The following is a 17,333-nucleotide window of genomic DNA, read 5'->3' as shown; positions in this document are numbered from 1 at the left end:
AACCGTGACGGATGAGGAATTGACTATGATTGAAAACCGATTGAATCACCGCCCCAGAAAGCGACTAGGATTCAAGACACCTCACGAGGTATTCCATGCCTCGTTAAAGCGTGTTGCACTTCGTCCTTGAATCCGCCGAGTTAATAACCGGACTTAGCGCCCGCACGGCGCTTCGAGAACAAGCCTGCACGACTGGTGCCTTGTGTTTGAAAGCGTTCACGACGCGCCACCTTCGGGTCTACCGTGAGTGGGCGGACAATTTCGATGCGGTCTAAGTCGCGCAACACATGGTGAGGCGTGGTTTTCTTCCCCCAAATACAAACGGTGAAGGCTTCGGGCTGAGCCAAGTCAATTTCGGGGCAGTCCGTCAACAAACCACTGTCTTGCAAGGCGTGCATCACCGTCACGCCCGCACTGAGCGACATCGCGCGCTCATGCACCACGCGCGCTGCAGGTGAATACATCAGGGTGATGTTGACCGCGGGGACGTTACTCACGCGACGTACACCTGCTCTGCGCGCTTCACAAAAGCATCCACCAAGGTAGCGGCGATTTTGTCGAACACGGGCCCCACCAGCGAACCAAACATGCTCTCAAACGCGTAGTTCAGGGTCAGCTCAATGCGACAGGCGCGTTGTGGCTCTTGGGTGTTGGGGTCGAGTAGCAGATGAAAATCCCAAGTGCCATCCAAATGTTTGAACGGGCCATCGATCAGCTCTAACTTGACTTGGCGGCCTGCGATGTGCACGTTGCGCGTGGTGAAACTTTTGTGAAAACCACCAAAGCTCATGCCTACCTCAGCCGTTGCGCCATCGGCGTGTGTCTCGACCACGCCCGCGCGGTCGCACCAAGGCAAAAACTCAGGATAGCGGGCCACGTCGGTGACCAACGTAAACATTTCTTCAGCGCTGAACCAAATAAGAACGGACTTGTGAACGGTTTTCATAGAATGGTCCACATTGTAAGAAGCTCTACCGTCCCCACATCACCTCAATGGCTACCAAAAAACCTGCAACCCCCTCGCGCATCGCTGACAACAAAAAGGCGGCATACAACTATTTTTTCGAAGAAAAATTCGAGGCAGGCATGGTGCTGGAAGGCTGGGAGGTGAAGGCTGCGCGTGAGGGCAAGGTGCAACTCACCGATGGCTATGTGGTGATTCGCGATGGCGAGCTCTACCTCATTGGCTGCCAAATCAACCCACTGCACACGGCGTCCAGCCACGTCACGCCAGACAAAGTGCGTACCAAAAAACTGCTGATGAAAAAAGACGAAATCAAACGTCTCATTGGCAAGGTCGAGCAAAAGGGCCACACCTTGGTGCCCATCAACCTGCATTGGAAGAACGGCAAGATCAAATGCGAAATCGCGTTGGCCAAAGGCAAGGCCGAGCACGACAAGCGCGACACCATCAAAGACCGCGAAGGCAAGCGTGAGGTGGAGCGTGCGATGAAGTCACGCACGCGTTAAACGCACCTCTGTCTTAGCAGATCTGGCTCAGACGCCTCTCATCAACGGTTAGGTTTGCGCTTGGCAGCGTTGGCGCTGGGTTTGCCTGCGCCATTGACGCGTGGTGGCAAACCTGTGTGCTGCGTGAGGACACGGCCTTTGGTGGGCGTCGCTGTGCTGTTCTTACGACGCGCACTGGTATAGCCCCCATCGGTCAGCGGCTGGAAGGTAGGAATCAAATGCTGCTTGCCATTGCCAATCAGGTCTGCACGGCCCATGGCTTTCAAGGCTTCACGTAGCAAGGGCCAGTTGTTGGCATCGTGGTAGCGCAGAAATGCTTTGTGTAAGCGGCGACGGCGTTCGCCGCGCACGATGTCCACCACCTCGCTGCTGCGCGTCACGCGACCCAAGGGGTTGCGGCCTGAGTGGTACATGGCCGTGGCCGTGGCCATGGGGCTGGGGTAGAAGGTTTGCACTTGGTCAGCGCGAAAGCCATTGCGCTTGAGCCACAGGGCCAAGTTCATCATGTCTTCGTCGCTAGTGCCAGGGTGTGCGGCAATAAAATACGGGATGAGGAACTGTTTCTTGCCCACTTCCGCGCTGTACTTGTCAAACATCTGTTTGAACTTGTCGTAGTTGCCAATGCTGGGCTTCATCATCTTCGACAAAGGCCCGCCCTCGGTGTGTTCGGGCGCAATCTTGAGATAGCCGCCGACGTGGTGCTGCACCAGTTCTTTCACATATTCGGGCGACTTCACGGCCAAGTCGTAACGCAGGCCTGAACCAATCAAAATTTTCTTGATGCCCTTTAACGCCCGCGCACGGCGGTACATGTGGATGAGCGAGCTGTGGTCGGTGTTGAGGTTTTGACAAATGCCGGGGTAGACGCAACTCGGCTTGCGGCATGCAGCCTCAATCTCTGGGCTTTTGCAGCCGATGCGGTACATATTGGCCGTGGGGCCACCGAGGTCTGAGATGACACCTGTGAAGCCCGACACTTTGTCGCGGATGTCTTCAATCTCGCGAATGACCGACTCTTCGCTGCGGCTTTGGATGATGCGGCCCTCGTGCTCGGTGATGGAGCAAAACGTACAGCCACCAAAGCAGCCGCGCATGATGTTGACACTGAAACGAATCATTTCCCACGCAGGGATTTTGGTCGCGCCATCGTGGCTGCCGTTCTCATCGGCATACGCAGGATGCGGGCTGCGGGCATAGGGCAAGTCAAACACGTGGTCCATCTCAGCCGTGGTCAGCGGGATAGGCGGCGGGTTGACCCACACATCACGGGCCTGTCGCAGATCGCGACTGGCAGCGCCATTCGCGAGGCCTCCACCATGCGCTTGCACCAAGGCGCGGGCGTTGCCAGGGTTGGTTTCCAAATGCAGTACGCGGTTGGCGTGGGCATAGAGCACGGGGTCTGACTTGACTTGCTCATAGGAGGGCAAGCGAATCACACTGCGCTCACGCGGCGGGACTTTGAGTTTGCCTTTGCCTTGCAGTGCAGGCATGTTGGGGTTGGGCACAAAGTTCAGTGGCGAAATGGTGAAGCCTGTGGTGTTGATGGCCAATGCACCCTGTGCAACATTGTTGCCGACACAAGCTCCCGCTTGCGCATTGGCCGCAGCTGCCACGGCATGGGCTTCGTCTTCACGTGCGCATGTTTCACCTTGCGCTTTGGCTTGTTCGCTCACCATCAAATACGGGTTGACGTGCGCCTCTACCCTGCCCGGCACATCAATGCTGGACGAGTTAATTTCAAACCACCCTTCTGGTGTTTCGCGACGCACAAAAGCAGTGCCGCGCACATCGGTGATATCTTGCACCGGCTCTTTGGCGGCTAGCCGATGGGCAATTTCCACAATGGCGCGTTCGGCGTTGCCGTACAAAAGCAAATCGCACTTGCTGTCCACCACGATGGAGCGACGCACTTTGTCTGACCAATAGTCGTAGTGGGCAATGCGACGCAGCGAGCCCTCGATACCGCCCAACACAATGGGCACATCGTTGTACGCCTCTTTGCATCGTTGGCTGTACACCAGCGCAGCACGGTCGGGGCGCTTGCCACCCACGTCACCCGGCGTGTAGGCGTCATCGCTGCGAATTTTTCGATCGGCCGTGTAGCGGTTGATCATCGAATCCATGTTGCCGGCGGTCACGCCAAAAAACAGGTTTGGCTTGCCTAAGGTTCTGAAAGGCTCGGCGCTTTGCCAATCGGGTTGCGCAATGATGCCGACGCGAAAACCTTGGTTTTCCAACATGCGGCCAATCACCGCCATGCCAAAACTGGGGTGGTCGACATAAGCATCGCCCGTGACGATGATGATGTCGCAGCTATCCCAACCCAGTTGTGTCATTTCCTCGCGCGACATCGGCAAAAACGGGGCCGTACCAAAACGAGCCGCCCAGTACTTGCGATAACTGGTCAGCGGCTTGGCGTTACGCGGGAAAAGGGAGACGTCGGCGTAGGCATTCATGAAGGCAATAAGTGTAAGAGCTAGGGGCCAACCTTCGCTCCAGAGGGGCTATCGGCCAAACCGATGGGTAGCATCAGAAAAACTTAGCGAGATGAAGGCAGTGCCTGCACTGTCAAGGGGCCATCCCACAAATGGGACATCACAGCTTGTGCGTGCGCCATGTCGCTCGATGTAAAAAACTGAACATGCCCCTGCTCTGTTAGGCCAGATAAGCGACCTGCATCTGCCAAACGACGAGCCAACTCACGGGCCACAGCCTCTGCCGGATCAATCAGCGTCACACCCTCGCCTGCGATGCGCGCAATGGTGTCACGCAAGAACGGGTAATGCGTGCAACCCAACACCAAGGTGTCTGCACCCTGCTCCAGCAAAGGCGTGATGAACTGCCGCAGCAAGGCCTCGGTCTCTGCGCTGTACAAATCAGCACGCTCGACTTGCTCGACCCAGCCGGGGCAAGCTTGCAGCAAGATGCGTTTGTCAGCACCATACAGTTCCACCAGCCTAGCCACCGCCGCACTTTGAACAGTTTGGCGCGTGGCAAGCACACCCACCACGCCGCTACGCGTGAGCGCCACAGCGGGTTTGATGGCAGGCTCTATGGCCACGACAGGCAAATGCGTTTGTTCGCGCAAGGCTTTGGCAGCTACCACGGTGGCGGTGTTGCAAGCGATGGTGATGCCCTTGACGCCCTGCTCGGCCAGCCAGTTACCCACATTGAGCGTGCGTTGGGTGATGTACGCTTCAGATTGGTCACCATAAGGCGCATGCCCCGAATCGGCCACATACACCAAATGCTCGTGCGGCAAAGCGGTGCGGATCGCGCGTAAGACAGACAGACCGCCTACGCCTGAGTCAAAGACGCCGATGGCATTGCGCAAGGTATTTGTCAACACACACCTCACTCAGTGGAGCCGCGCACCACCAAGGATGTGGGCAGCAGTTGGGAGTCGGCGATGCGCCCTTCCAAGATATCCTGCAGGGAGTCCATCAATACACCGCCTGCCACATCAAGGGGTTGGCGAATCGTGGTCAGTGGCGGAAAGCTGTGTGAGGCCATGTCAATGTCGTCATAGCCAACAACGCTGACTTGCTGGGGAATTGAAATGCCTCGCCCCGTCAGCACCCCCATGACGTTGATGGCGATCAAATCACTGGCAGCAAAGACCGCATCAAAAACCACGCCGCTGTCTAAAAATTTCAGCATTGCAGCTTGCGCCTCTTTCGCCGTGAATGGCGATTTGATAGAGAGCAGCGGGTCAACCGCCAGTCCTAACTTTTTGTGTGCTTGCAAGTAGCCTTCGTAGCGCTTTGCAGCCTCTGGCATCTCTGTGTCACCAATGAACACAATACGGCGGCGCCCCAAGCCAAGCAGATGCTCTGTTGCCAACACCCCCCCAGACACGTTATCGCTACCTACGCTGCAATACAACTGGCCTGGCAACTGTGCCCCCCACACAGCAATCGGTACGTGGCGTCGAGCCAACTCATTGAGTTGATCGTGGTGACCCCACTGACCAATGACGATCAATCCTTTCGCTCGGCCTGCATCGTACAAAGACGCCATGTCGCCGAGGTGGTCGGCATCGACGCGCGAAAGAAGCAAATCGTAATTCCGGTCTGTCAAAGCATCCGCCAGGCTACCGAGCATGCCTAAGAAAAACGGGTCAGAGATGTGCTGACGGGTTTTGCTGACGTAGGGGATGACCACACCTATGGTTCGGTTGTCCCCCATGCGCAAGCTCTTGGCACTTTGGTTGATGGTGTAGTTCAACGAGCGGGCCAGCTCAATGATGCGTTGGCGCGTTTCGTCATTCGTCAATGAACTACCGTTTAAAGCACGAGAAACGGTAGAGGTAGACACACCCGCCATACGGGCAATGTCGATCATCTGAATTTTTCGTTTGTCGTTATCTGAACTGGCCATGCGTTTGGAATATTAGTTTCACTGCGGGAACACCTACCAATCATAGGGCGTCATTTCACTAGTAAAAGCCACAAGCTTGCCATCTGCATCGCTGAGGCATCCCCTGACACGCTTTGAAGCATGACTTTGGCTTCTTCGGCTTGCTTGGCTTTGAACAAAGCAATACCGCAGTGCAAGCGTACATTTGCCTCACGCTTGAGTCCGCCTTTGCTGAGCGCCTTTTGATAAGCCTCCACAGCTTGCGTCCATTGCCCTTTAGACATCCACACATCGCCGAGTTGCACCAACATAGGGCCATTGTCTGGTGTAAAGGCCAACGACTTAAGCGCCTTGTCATCTTCCGCAGCACCTTGCTGTGCCTGCTGCTTCAGCTTGGTGGCATTGGCAGCGACAGCCCCCTTGTACAAGCCAGCAGCTTGCCCTTGCTCCAACACACGCAATGCTTCATGCGGCAAACCTGACTTGATCGCAAACTGCGCCGTGTCTAAATAATCGTCGGCCTCCTCCATCGTGCCAGCCGCTTCCATCAAGCGAGACACATCGAGTTGTGTCCGCGCATGGATGCCAGGCACACGCCCCATGCTGTTGAGCAAGTCTGACCAATAGGCCTTGCTTGGAAAGCGCGCCACCAACTGTGTCAACGTGCTGGCATACCCTGCGTCGTCCTTGAGTTGCTTTTGACTAAATGCATAAACGCGCAGCTCAGCCTCCTGTGCTTGATAACCCGCGACTTTGTAGGCCTCGGTCATTTCTTGCACCACGTCTTGATGCATACCTTGCAATGCCAACGATTGCACTTTCATGATGTGTACACGTTGGCTTTTCCCTCCCTCAGCCGCATAGCGACGCGCCCATTGAACGACCTTGGCGTGGTCTTTGTTGCGCTGGCTCACGCTCACCATCGTCTCTGTCAGAGTGGCACGATCCGTGGCGGACAGCTCTTTGCTTTGCAGCAAAGCATCTAACGAGCGGGAAGCCACATCGAACTTTTGCGCGTTCATGGCAGCCACAACAGACAAGCGCTCTAACCATATTTTTTCGGCTTCTGTGAGTTGAAACGAGCTTCGGGTCTCTTGAAGTTTTTGCAGCGCCACATCCGACTGATTGGCTTGAATCGCATCTTGTGCCGCTTGCAAAGACTTCGCCACTTCAGGGCGCATGTTGACTTGCGCACTCGTGCTCAGCACCACCGCCAACACCCCCCATACCAACCACTTATTCCACGGCGTTTTCACTTGCACACTCCTTAAAAAAATGCCCCTTCTCGTAAGAGAAGAGGCCAAGGGTTTCCCTCTTACAGAAACCTTGAAGAAATCAATTCACAAACTGCTCAGATCCCACGATGCCTAGCTTATTCAAACCCAAACGTTGTGCATTGGCCATCACAGCAGCCACGGCTTCATACTTTGCCTTGGCGTGAGAGCGCAAATGCAGCTCTGGATGTGGCTCCAGTCTCGTCGCCTCTTGCAGCTTGAGATCCAACTCTGCACGTGTTGCCAAAGGTTTACCGTTCCAATTGATCACGCTGTTGGCGTCCACATCAATTTTGATCACCACAGGGTCTATCTTCTTCGTGGGTGGCTTGGCCACTGGCATGTCCAAATTCACGGTGTGCAATTGCGCTGGGATGGTGATAATCAACATGATGAGCAGTACCAACATCACATCAATCAAGGGCGTGGTGTTGATATCCATCATCACCTCAGGTTCACCGCTACCTGATCCTTGGCCTACATTCATTCCCATGTCTTACTCCTTAGATCAATTGGGTTCGGTGATGAAACCGACCTTGACAATGCCTGCACGTTGCACCGCATACATCACACGCCCTACAGCCTCAAAATCGCTGCGCGCATCACCGCGAATCTGCACTTCAGGTTGAGGGTCTTTCACCGCAAATGTTTTCATGCGATCAACCAAGTCAGCGGAGTTCTTGATGGGTGTGTCGTACAGGTAAATATTGCCCGCTGCGTTCACCGAAATAATCACGTTCTCTGGCTTAGTTTCTCGGATCAGGTTTTTCTCTTTTGGGAGATCGACCTTCACCGATGTCGTCACCACAGGAATGGTGATTAAAAAGATGATCAGCAACACCAACATCACATCAACAAGAGGGGTGGTGTTGATCGTGCCGATGATCTCGTCATCTGCATCCGATCCAACGTTCATGGCCATGATGCTGACTCCTGGTTACTTGTTGTTGGTACCAAGCAGCACCGCATGCAAGTCCGAGCCGAAAGCGTTCACGTCTTCCATGGCTGACTTGTTGCGACGCACCAACCAGTTGTAGCCCAACACCGCAGGCACAGCCACAGCCAAACCGATCGCCGTCATGATGAGCGACTCACCCACAGGCCCAGCCACCTTGTCGATACTGGCTTGACCCGACATACCGATCTTGACCAAGGCGTTGTAAATACCCCAAACAGTACCGAACAAACCCACGAACGGCGCGGTCGAACCCACGGTCGCCAACAACGCCAAGCCATCTTGCATACGGCTTTGCACATTGTTGATGGCACGTTGAATGCTCATGCTCACCCAATCGTTGAAGTTAATGGCCCCCAACATGCCTGTGTGCTTGCTTGCACCTTCCAACCCTTTTTCAGCGATGAAGCGAAATGGACTGCCCTCAGCCAATGTGTCTGCACCTTGCCGCACATTGCCCGCACTCCAAAAACTTTCTTGAGCCGCTTTGGCAAAGCGAGCAATCCTGGCTTGCTCGAAGTACTTGGTGAAGATCACATACCAACTCCCCATGCTCATGATGACCAAGATCAACAAGGTGCCCTTGGCCACCACATCACCTTGCGCCCACAACGCACTCAGCCCATAGGGGTTTTCTTCACCTGCATGAGCCGCAGGTGCAGGTGCAGGTGTAGGCACGGCCACAGGCGTTGGCGCCGCAACTTCCACAGCAGCAGGTGCGGCGGCTGGTGCTTTTTCTTTGGCTGCTTGTGCTGGACCAGCCATGCCAAACAGCAAGCCTGCAACCAGGCCAGCGCTCAGCGCGAGAGTTTTGAGTTGTTTAACCATGATGATGACTCCTAAGAAATTGTTTGACTTCGTTTGTGTTTGTGAGTGACGCGCTGCTTATTCCAAGCGCCATGTGTATTTCATGCTGGCCCAGCTTTGCTCTGCTTTGCCATTGAGCGTGCCTGGCTTGAACTGGCAGCGCGACAAGGCCATGCGTGCGGCCTCATCCAAGCGGGTGAAGCCAGAACTCTTCTCGACCTGCGACTCCAGTACTTGACCTTCCGTGCCAATTAAGAAACGTAGTTGCACCGTACCCTCCTCCTCATTGCGACGTGACGAGCTGGGGTACTCGGGCTTCGGGCAACTCGCTGCGGCATTGATGACGGGCGCGGTTCTCACAGGCGCAACAGGCGCATTGGAGACAGCAGCAATCGCATTGGCTCCTGCGGTGGCATTCACCGCGATATCCACGGGCGGCACGTACTCAGGTGGAGGTGGCGCACTCTTTTGCGGAGGCGGAGGCGGTGGCGGCGGAATGTCGGGCTTGGCATCTTCAATCAACTGCGCCTCAACAGGCCCCTTGATCACTTTGACGAACTTCTTAGCCAAGCCAGAACTGATCGCCCAAAACAAGATGATGTGCAACAAAACCACCAGACCCAATCCGACCACATGCTTGCCTGGATTGCGTTGTTGACTGGCGTAGTCTTTCATGTGTGTGTGGCTCCTCATTGTCAATTGCAGGCTCACAACAATCTGCAAACGTTTGCAATTCTAGTTTTCGAATAAAAACATGCCCACTGGTGCAAACCCTCGGCCTTCAAAATATTTTTGTTGCACGCATCAGACAATAGGGAAAATACTAAATTTTTGGACAATTCCAAAGCAAATCAACAGTTTATAAAACTATTAGAGATTAAGCATTTAACTTAATCCAGACGAAAATAAAAAACAATCATTGCAAACGTTTGCAAATTAAAACAGAATTCACCGCACTCATTGCAATGAACTCAAGGCAAGGCAAAGAGTCATACATCCAGTTAGCGATGAAGATCAAGCAAAACTGGGGTTCCATCAACTTGTAAAGGAGACGTTTGTGAAAACGAACAAAAAGACAATCAGTAAAAAAACGATTGTAATAGCCGCATCTTTGGCTGCTATGCAAATTGGCGCGGTTTATGCCCAAAACGCTAACAACACATTGAACCTCGAAGAGGTTGTCGTTACTGGCACCGCCACGCGCACATCAAAGATGAAACAAAGCGTTTCAGTAAGTACGCTTTCAACTGAAACCATCGAAATATCTGCGCCAAATAACTCTGCTGAAGTGCTGCGCTCAGTACCTGGAATTCGTGCCGAAGCAACTGGCGGCGAAGGTAACGCCAACATCAACGTTCGAGGATTGCCAAGCCCAGACGGCGGAGCACGCTACGCTCAATACCAAGAAAACGGCCTGCCAATCCTCTTGTTTGGCGACATCATGTTTGGCAATGCGGATGGCTTCCATCGCATCGATAACAACCTTGATCGTTTAGAAGTCATTCGCGGAGGCTCTGCAGCAACGTTTACAAGCAACGCTCCTGGTGCAATTTTAAACTTCATCGACAAAACTGGTGAAGAAAAAGGTGGCTCAATTGGTATCACGAAAGGTGTGAACTTTGACCGTACCCGCTATGACATGAGCTATGGAGGGCCTATCTCTGACTACACACGTTTCTTCATCGGTGGCTACATGCGCCAAGGTGAAGGTGTGCGTACTGCGGGTAACAACGCTGAAAATGGTGGCCAAATTAAAGCCAATATCACCCATGATTTAGGCAAGGGCGACTATGTTCGTTTGAATTTCAAGTCATTAGACGATCAAGTGCCTATGTTCTTGCCAACGCCCATGACACGCACTGGTGGGTACGCGGGGTTTGATCCCTTGACTGGATTCAGTATGCCCAAGGGCTTGATTGATACATCAACCAATTCATTTGGTCAAAAAGTTGTCACAGACACGTCAACAGGCGCAAAAACAAAGAGTACTTCGTTTGGTGGCGAATTAAGCCTTGGTCTCGAGAACGGCTGGAAGTTGAATGAAAAATTCCGTACTAGCAGTAACAGCGGCACATGGGTTGGAATGACATCTCCGAACGTTGTCGGCACAGCACAAGCTCTCGCCACTCAGTACGGCGGCGTGTCCGCAAAGTACCACAACTCTGGCTTGGCAGCGAAAACAGATACCGCATTCGTTGGACACCTGTTCAATGTGAGTGTCAAAGATTTGGGGAATACGGTAAACGACATCAAGGCAACTAAGTCGTTTGCAGGTATTGATGGCTCAAAAACTGATGCAACTATTGGTCTGTTCAGCATGACTCAAAACATTGCCATGGATTGGCAATGGAGCAGCTACTTGTTGTCTATGAGCGGTACAAATCCACAAGTGATCGACATCTTGAATGCTCAAGGCAACAGCATCAACAGCAGCGGCTCTGGCTTTGCTAACGGTGCAGCGGCTTGGGGCAATTGCTGTGTTCAATCTTACAGTTTGAAGTACAACCAAACGGCACCATACGCGGCTGTGGCATGGGAAAAAGACAAAATTAACGCAGACGCGAGCGTTCGCATGGACAAACTCGCCGCAAGTGGTAACGCTGGTCAACCCGTGAACTATGACTTGACTAAACCTGCTTACACAGCAGGTGCAAACTACCGATTTAATCCTGACCTGTCAGCCTTCACGCGCTATAGCCACGGCACTCGATTTAATGCAGACCGCGTTGCAAGTGGTGCCGCCATCGACAAGGCAACAGGCGGGATAGCAAACGAAAACGCGTTATTTGACACGGTCGATCAATTCGAAATTGGTGCAAAACTTCGCGAAGGTAACTTGAGCTTGTTTAGTACTTTGTTCAAAGCAAAGACACGCATTACAAGCTATGACCCAACGAAACAACCAGCAGAATTAGCCGCAAAGTACGATGCGCAAGGCGTTGAACTTGAAGCTGGCTATCGCATGGGTGCATTCCGTATCGCAGCAGGCGCTACTTACACAGATGCGAAAATTACACAAGGCTTTAACGGTACAACAAACTTGGCTGGCAACGCGCCTCAGCGACAAGCCAAATGGGTCTATCAGCTCACACCTTCTTACCGTACTGGTGACTGGGTTATTGGTGGAAGTTTGGTAGGAACCACCAGCTCATACGCAGAAAATACAAACCAAAATGTATTACCTGGCTACAAAATTGCCAACGCATTTGCTTCATATGCCATCGACAAAAAGACAACTACTAGCTTGTCAGTCAACAACTTGTTCAACCAATTGGGGATTACAGAAGCACAAGCCTATGCCGCTGGCTACCAAAGCGTTCGCACGACGACAGGTCGCGCAATTCAAGCGGGCTTGAAGTACAACTTCTAAGCTCTCTCTGGGAGATCAAACCACTCGACCTCTCACTTGAAACCAACTGCGCTGAACCCAAAAGGTTCGGCGCATCTCTTAAAGAATTGTGAACACCATGTCTTTTACCGAAGATCGTCCCGTCACATCAGGGCAGGTTCATCTTCCAGCTTTTATCCATGCGCTGCTTGACACAGCACCTGTCGATCGCGCTCGTGTCATACGCCAACGCTTGAACACCGAACTTCCTGTGCTGCAAGACAGACTGACACGTCTGTATGGCTGCACCCACAATTTTTCAAACTGGTTGAGGCAAGTTGTGACTCAGGCAGTGGAACTCGCGCTCGCACGCCCCGACGATTTGTGGGCTTTAGATTTGCAGCGTGCCTCTCAACCCAATTGGCATATGAATGGTTCATTGGGTTATTGCGCTTATACCGACAAATTTGCAGGCAGCTTGTCTGGTGTGCGGGAACGCATTGCGCACTTGCAAGACCTAGGCGTGACCTACTTGCACTTGCTACCCTTTCTCAAACCAGGCACACACCCAAACGATGGTGGCTTTGCTGTTGCCAGCTATGACGAAGTTGACCCCGCCTTAGGTAGCAACCAAGGTTTGCAACGACTCACGCAAGCACTGCGCGCAGCGGGCATTAGCTTGTGCAGTGATTTTGTGCTCAACCACGTCTCTCACGAACACACGTGGGCCTTGCAAGTACGCGCAGGCGATGCGCACTACCAATCGTATTTCCACTGGGCGCACAGCGCCGAAGAAGTCGCGGCGCATGAAAAAAATCTAAGTCAAATTTTTCCCAACACGGCCCCAGGTAACTTCACCTTCATTCCCGAAGTGAAAGCTTGGGCATGGACCACGTTTTATCCCTACCAATGGGATTTGAACTACACACAGCCTGATGTATTTGCAGCCATGTCGCAATCACTGTTGCAACTGGCCAACCTGGGTGTTGAAGCGTTTCGATTGGATTCCACAGGTTTCTTGTGGAAGCGCCCTGGCACCCATTGCATGAACCAACCCGAGGTGCATTGGATTTTGCAAGCCATGCGCAGCCTCACCAACATTGCGGCACCTGGCGTATTGCTCAAGGCAGAGGCCATCATGCCGACCCAAGATTTGCCACCTTACTTCGGTTTGGGTGAACCCCAAGGCAAAGAGTGCCATGCGGCTTACCACTCCAGCCTCATGTCCGCCAGTTGGATGGCGTTGGCTGAAGAAAACACGCAAATCATTGAAGACGTGCTCTCGCACACACCCGCCCTGCCCGATGGCTGTGCATGGATGACCTACGTGCGCTGCCATGACGACATTGGCTGGAACGTGTTGCGCCCCGAGCTGGACGCACGTGGCCCCGATCAACGTACGCGTTTGCTGCATGCGGCGCAGTTCTTCGCAGGTGAAGTGCCTGGAAGCTATGCGCAAGGTGCCGCCTTTCAAGCAAGCACCCCATCGGTGGTGCATGGCACCAACGGCATGACGGCCGCTTTGGTGGGGCTGACATCAGCCCAAACACCCGCTGCCTTAGAGGCGGCCAAATCACGCTTGGTGATGATGCAGTCCTTATCATTCTTTGTAGGTGGCCTGCCATTGATTTACATGGGTGATGAATGGGGCCAAGGCAACACCTCGGCACACGAAGTTGCGCAGCGTCAAGGCACTGATGGCCGTGAGTTGCATCGCCCCATGTTTGATGAGGCTGGGTTTGCCAATCGCCACGATCGACAAACCACACCAGGTCAAATCTACACAGCACTGCGCGCTTTCATACAAGCGAAAAAGGAACATCCTGGTCTGAATGCCACCCATCCGCTGAGCATTTGGCACACGGGCGTGTCGTCTGTTCTGGGTTTAAAGCGTGGCTCAGAGATGCTGGGGTTATTCAACTTCTCAAGCCAAACTCAAACCTTGGCCCCCACACCTGCGATCACACAAAACTGCATGACGCATGGCACAGATTTAATTTCGGGCCAACCCATTGATCTGCATGGTTTGGAGCTTCAACCCTACTGCGCGATTTGGCTAAAAAAATGAGCGCACACCTCAAACCACATCTGTCGTTTTGGCAAATCCTGAGCATGAACTTTGGATTCTTCGGCATCCAATACAGCTTTGGATTGCAACAAGCCAATATGAGCCCCATCTACAAGTATTTAGGCGCCGACGAAGCCAGCCTTCCCTTGCTTTGGTTGGCGGGCCCGATGACAGGCCTCTTGGTGCAACCGATCATTGGCGCCATGAGTGACCGCACCATCAGCAAATGGGGACGGCGCACCCCCTACTTCATGATTGGCGCCATCTTGTGCAGCATCTGTTTGGTGTTCATGCCCTACAGCCCCACCTTGTGGTTTGCCGCCAGTTTGTTGTGGATTTTGGATGCGGCCAACAACGTGACGATGGAGCCCTACCGTGCGTATGTCAGCGACAGGCTCAACCCCAATCAACACTCACTTGGTTTTTTGACGCAAAGTGCTTTCACGGGTCTGGCACAAACACTGGCGTACCTCACCCCATCGCTGCTGTTTTGGTTTGGCTTAAATAAAGACGCGGTAAACGAAAGCAACATTCCGCACATCACGGTGATTGCGTTTTTGATTGGCTCGGTGCTGTCATTCACCGCCGTTTGGTGGTCGGTGCATTCGACGCCCGAACTCCCTTTGACACATCAAGAGCGAGATGCCATTCTGGCTAAACCGAGAGGTATCAAGGCTACGTTGACAGAAATTGGCGAGGCTGTGCGAGAGATGCCACAAGCCATGCGCCAACTCTGGTGGGTGAAGTTGTTTCAGTGGTACGGCATGATGTGCTACTGGATTTACATCGTGCCCGCATTGGCCAAGTCGGTGTTTGACACGTCCGATGCCGCATCGCCAGGTTTTCGCGATGCAGGTTTGCTCAATGGGCAAATCGGTGGCTTCTACAACTTTGTGGCCTTCATTGCTGCATTTGCACTCATTCCCCTCACCCGACAGTTTGGCCCCAAAGTGATTCATGCCGCGTGTTTGTCCCTCGCGGGTCTAGGCATGTGGTTTTTGCCAACCTTGCAAGACAAAGTCATGCTGTTTGTACCGATGCTCGGCATTGGTTTGGCTTGGGCCAGCATCATGGGCACCCCCTACATCATGCTCGCACGCAGCATTCCGCCTGCACGTGCTGGCGTGTACATGGGCATTTTCAACATGTTCATCGTCTTGCCGATGATTGTGCAAATGCTCACACTGCCTTTGTACTATGACCGCTTGTTGGGCGGTGACCCACGGCATGTCATTCAGTTGGCGGGGTGCTTCTTGGGTATTGCCGCACTACTCACGCTGCGGGTGAAAACGCATGACTGATCAACAACCCATCCGTGTTGCGATTGCTGGCGAGGCACTGATTGATTTCATCTCAGAGACGGATGGTCGTTTCAACCCCTGCTTGGGCGGCGCTGTCTACAACCTGGCACGAGCCCTTGCGCGACAAGGCATGGGCACACTTTATTTGAATCCGTTTTCATCTGACCAACTCGGTCAAGCGTTGATGCAGCAAATGTTGGACGATGGGGTTGAACTGGCTCAAACCCAAGCCGTGCAAGCGGTCACCTCACTCGCCGTGGTGAACCTCAATGACAGTGGTCACCCGAGCTATGCCTTTTACAGAGATGGCGTTGCAGACCGTCAGATAACGTCGGTACAAATGAATGCGGATTGCGCCCATCACGCCAGCACCATCGAGCTGATCTGCACAGGCGCACTCGCTTTAGATGCGCGTGACGAGCACGTCTATTTGCCATGGCTGAGCGATCAAAAAGCGGCAGGCAAATGTATCGTTGTCGATGCAAATTTGCGCCCTAGCGTGATGCCTGATTTGAAAGCCTATCGTCATTGCGTCCATCACTTCCTTGACGTGGCAGACATCATCAAAGTCAGCGACGAAGACTTGCTTGCACTCGAAATACCAGGTCAATCGGCTTTGGAAAAAGCGCATCACCTTCTGAACAGTACCCATGCCAACCTCATTGCATTGACGCTGGGGGCAGATGGCGCTTGGCTACTCAGCGCAACGGGGGATGCTTACTTTGGAAAAGAAAATGCCGCCCTCAACATCATCGACACGGTGGGTGCTGGCGACAGTTTCTTGGCAGGCCTGTTAGCCGCATTGAGCCATCTCAAGCCTGTCGGCACACCCTTCAATGCTTTCTTGACAAGCCTCCATCCAGAACAAGCCACGATGGCATTAAGTCATGCCATTGCCAGTGCCAGCTTGTGCGTTCAAGCGCGTGGCTGCGTGCCGCCTACTTGGTCGCAAGCAAGCCAATGGGCGCTGAACCATTCATCTCAATCCCAAACCTCTGCCAGCGTTCAATCTACCCACCCCACTTAAAGTGTCGAACATAGTCAATTTAAAATGTTGGGGAAATTCCGTGGTAGCGCTGGGTGAGCCTGGCCAGTTGCCGCCGACAGCAAGATTGAGTAAAAGAAAAAATGGTTTGTTGTTGAGTGCCTCCATGTCCGTCGCCATGCTTTGTCGGGCGAACCCTACTCCGTTGAAGTGGGAACGCCGCTTGATCTGTACCATCATCCAGCGAATTTATTTGTGGCTGGTTTTTTAGGTACGCCACGCATCAATTTGGTCCATCGCCCTGGCGAAAACGCAAGCCCCGATCACTTGGCGTTTTGGACAATGCTGACCAAGGCGGACAGCGCAGACGCTGGGCATTCGCGCAGAACACCTCGCCCTAGCGCCCACAGGACAAGGGGTACGTACCACTGTTGCCTTGGTGGAGCATTTGGGTGACGTCTGTATCGGGTATTTGAAGTTGGACGGCGTCAATGAGTTGCTGCATGTCAAGTTTCCCAGTCGTCGGCTCGACAATCTGGCCAAGGGCATGGCGCTGAACATCACGGCGCAAGCAGATGACGTGATGGCATTCAATGCACATGGCCAACGAATATCCGTATAAAGGCGCCCAAACTTAAGGGAATCAAATGGCGGATTCAAGGACGAAGTGCAACACGCTTTAACGAGGCATGGAATACCTCGTGAGGTGTCTTGAATCCTAGTCGCTTTCTGGGGCGGTGATTCAATCGGTTTTCAATCATAGTCAATTCCTCATCCGTCACGGTT

16 protein-coding genes are annotated in these 17,333 nt (G+C 53.3%); 6 read left to right on the top strand and 10 right to left on the bottom strand.

All coding sequences use genetic code 11. The annotated features are described in order from the left end of the window. Window positions 1–140: 140 nt before the first annotated feature. Window positions 141–497, bottom strand: a complete 357-nt coding sequence (locus RMS03_RS03160; protein ID WP_310625655.1) for an RnfH family protein — start codon at window positions 495–497, stop codon at window positions 141–143. Next, window positions 494–946 (bottom strand): type II toxin-antitoxin system RatA family toxin, encoded by a 453-nt coding sequence (locus RMS03_RS03155; RefSeq protein WP_310625654.1) that lies wholly within the window; start codon window positions 944–946, stop codon window positions 494–496. Before RMS03_RS03155 ends, RMS03_RS03160 begins: the two co-directional genes overlap by 4 nt. Window positions 947–993: 47 nt before the next feature. Between RMS03_RS03155 and smpB the strand changes: the two genes are divergently transcribed. Then, complete coding sequence (gene smpB, locus RMS03_RS03150; RefSeq protein ID WP_310625653.1) at window positions 994–1,470, top strand: SsrA-binding protein SmpB; 477 nt, start codon at window positions 994–996, stop codon at window positions 1,468–1,470. A 41-nt stretch (window positions 1,471–1,511) separates the two neighbouring features. On the opposite strand, the gene RMS03_RS03145 is transcribed toward smpB, so the two are convergent. From RMS03_RS03145 to RMS03_RS03110, 8 genes are all read right to left on the bottom strand, one after another. Then, a complete protein-coding gene (locus RMS03_RS03145; RefSeq protein ID WP_310625652.1) occupies window positions 1,512–3,926 on the bottom strand; it encodes a YgiQ family radical SAM protein in 2,415 nt (804 codons plus the stop codon). A gap of 83 nt (window positions 3,927–4,009) precedes the next feature. Beyond that, complete coding sequence (gene murI / locus RMS03_RS03140) at window positions 4,010–4,819, bottom strand: glutamate racemase (RefSeq protein WP_310625651.1); 810 nt, start codon at window positions 4,817–4,819, stop codon at window positions 4,010–4,012. Between the two features lie 5 nt (window positions 4,820–4,824). Continuing rightward, entirely contained in the window at window positions 4,825–5,850 is a 1,026-nt protein-coding gene (locus RMS03_RS03135; protein WP_310625650.1) for a LacI family DNA-binding transcriptional regulator, read from the bottom strand. Between the two features lie 50 nt (window positions 5,851–5,900). Next, a complete protein-coding gene (locus RMS03_RS03130; protein ID WP_310625649.1) occupies window positions 5,901–7,085 on the bottom strand; it encodes a hypothetical protein in 1,185 nt (394 codons plus the stop codon). A gap of 79 nt (window positions 7,086–7,164) precedes the next feature. Then, a complete protein-coding gene (locus tag RMS03_RS03125; protein ID WP_310625648.1) occupies window positions 7,165–7,596 on the bottom strand; it encodes a biopolymer transporter ExbD in 432 nt (143 codons plus the stop codon). A gap of 15 nt (window positions 7,597–7,611) precedes the next feature. Further along, window positions 7,612–8,025 carry a biopolymer transporter ExbD gene (locus RMS03_RS03120; RefSeq protein ID WP_310625647.1) on the bottom strand — a complete coding sequence of 138 codons (414 nt, stop codon included), beginning with the start codon at window positions 8,023–8,025 and terminating at the stop codon, window positions 7,612–7,614. 15 nt (window positions 8,026–8,040) lie between these two features. Beyond that, window positions 8,041–8,886: a MotA/TolQ/ExbB proton channel family protein gene (locus RMS03_RS03115; RefSeq protein WP_405023493.1), complete on the bottom strand. Its 846-nt coding sequence runs from the start codon at window positions 8,884–8,886 to the stop codon at window positions 8,041–8,043. A gap of 57 nt (window positions 8,887–8,943) precedes the next feature. Continuing rightward, window positions 8,944–9,540: an energy transducer TonB gene (locus RMS03_RS03110; protein ID WP_310625646.1), complete on the bottom strand. Its 597-nt coding sequence runs from the start codon at window positions 9,538–9,540 to the stop codon at window positions 8,944–8,946. Window positions 9,541–9,922: 382 nt separating this feature from the next. On the opposite strand from RMS03_RS03110, the gene RMS03_RS03105 reads away from it, so the two are divergent. From RMS03_RS03105 to RMS03_RS03085, 5 genes are all read left to right on the top strand, one after another. Continuing rightward, entirely contained in the window at window positions 9,923–12,235 is a 2,313-nt protein-coding gene (locus RMS03_RS03105; protein ID WP_310625645.1) for a TonB-dependent receptor domain-containing protein, read from the top strand. Between the two features lie 97 nt (window positions 12,236–12,332). Then, window positions 12,333–14,261: an alpha-amylase family glycosyl hydrolase gene (locus RMS03_RS03100; protein ID WP_310625644.1), complete on the top strand. Its 1,929-nt coding sequence runs from the start codon at window positions 12,333–12,335 to the stop codon at window positions 14,259–14,261. Continuing rightward, entirely contained in the window at window positions 14,258–15,562 is a 1,305-nt protein-coding gene (locus RMS03_RS03095) for an MFS transporter (protein WP_310625643.1), read from the top strand. The genes RMS03_RS03100 and RMS03_RS03095 overlap by 4 nt, the downstream gene beginning before the upstream one ends. Further along, window positions 15,555–16,589, top strand: coding sequence for a PfkB family carbohydrate kinase (locus RMS03_RS03090; RefSeq protein WP_310625642.1), 1,035 nt, complete (start codon window positions 15,555–15,557; stop codon window positions 16,587–16,589). Before RMS03_RS03095 ends, RMS03_RS03090 begins: the two co-directional genes overlap by 8 nt. A gap of 328 nt (window positions 16,590–16,917) precedes the next feature. After that, the gene (locus RMS03_RS03085) at window positions 16,918–17,169 is read left to right on the top strand and encodes a TOBE domain-containing protein (protein ID WP_310625656.1); all 252 of its coding nucleotides are present in this window, start codon (window positions 16,918–16,920) and stop codon (window positions 17,167–17,169) included. The last annotated feature ends 164 nt before the right edge of the window (window positions 17,170–17,333 follow it).

It is taken from the genome of Limnohabitans sp., assembly GCF_031538885.1.
Classification (GTDB): domain Bacteria; phylum Pseudomonadota; class Gammaproteobacteria; order Burkholderiales; family Burkholderiaceae_C; genus Limnohabitans.
The sequence above is the reverse complement of the archived record's forward strand: the minus strand, read 5'-3'. Positions and strand labels throughout refer to the sequence as shown.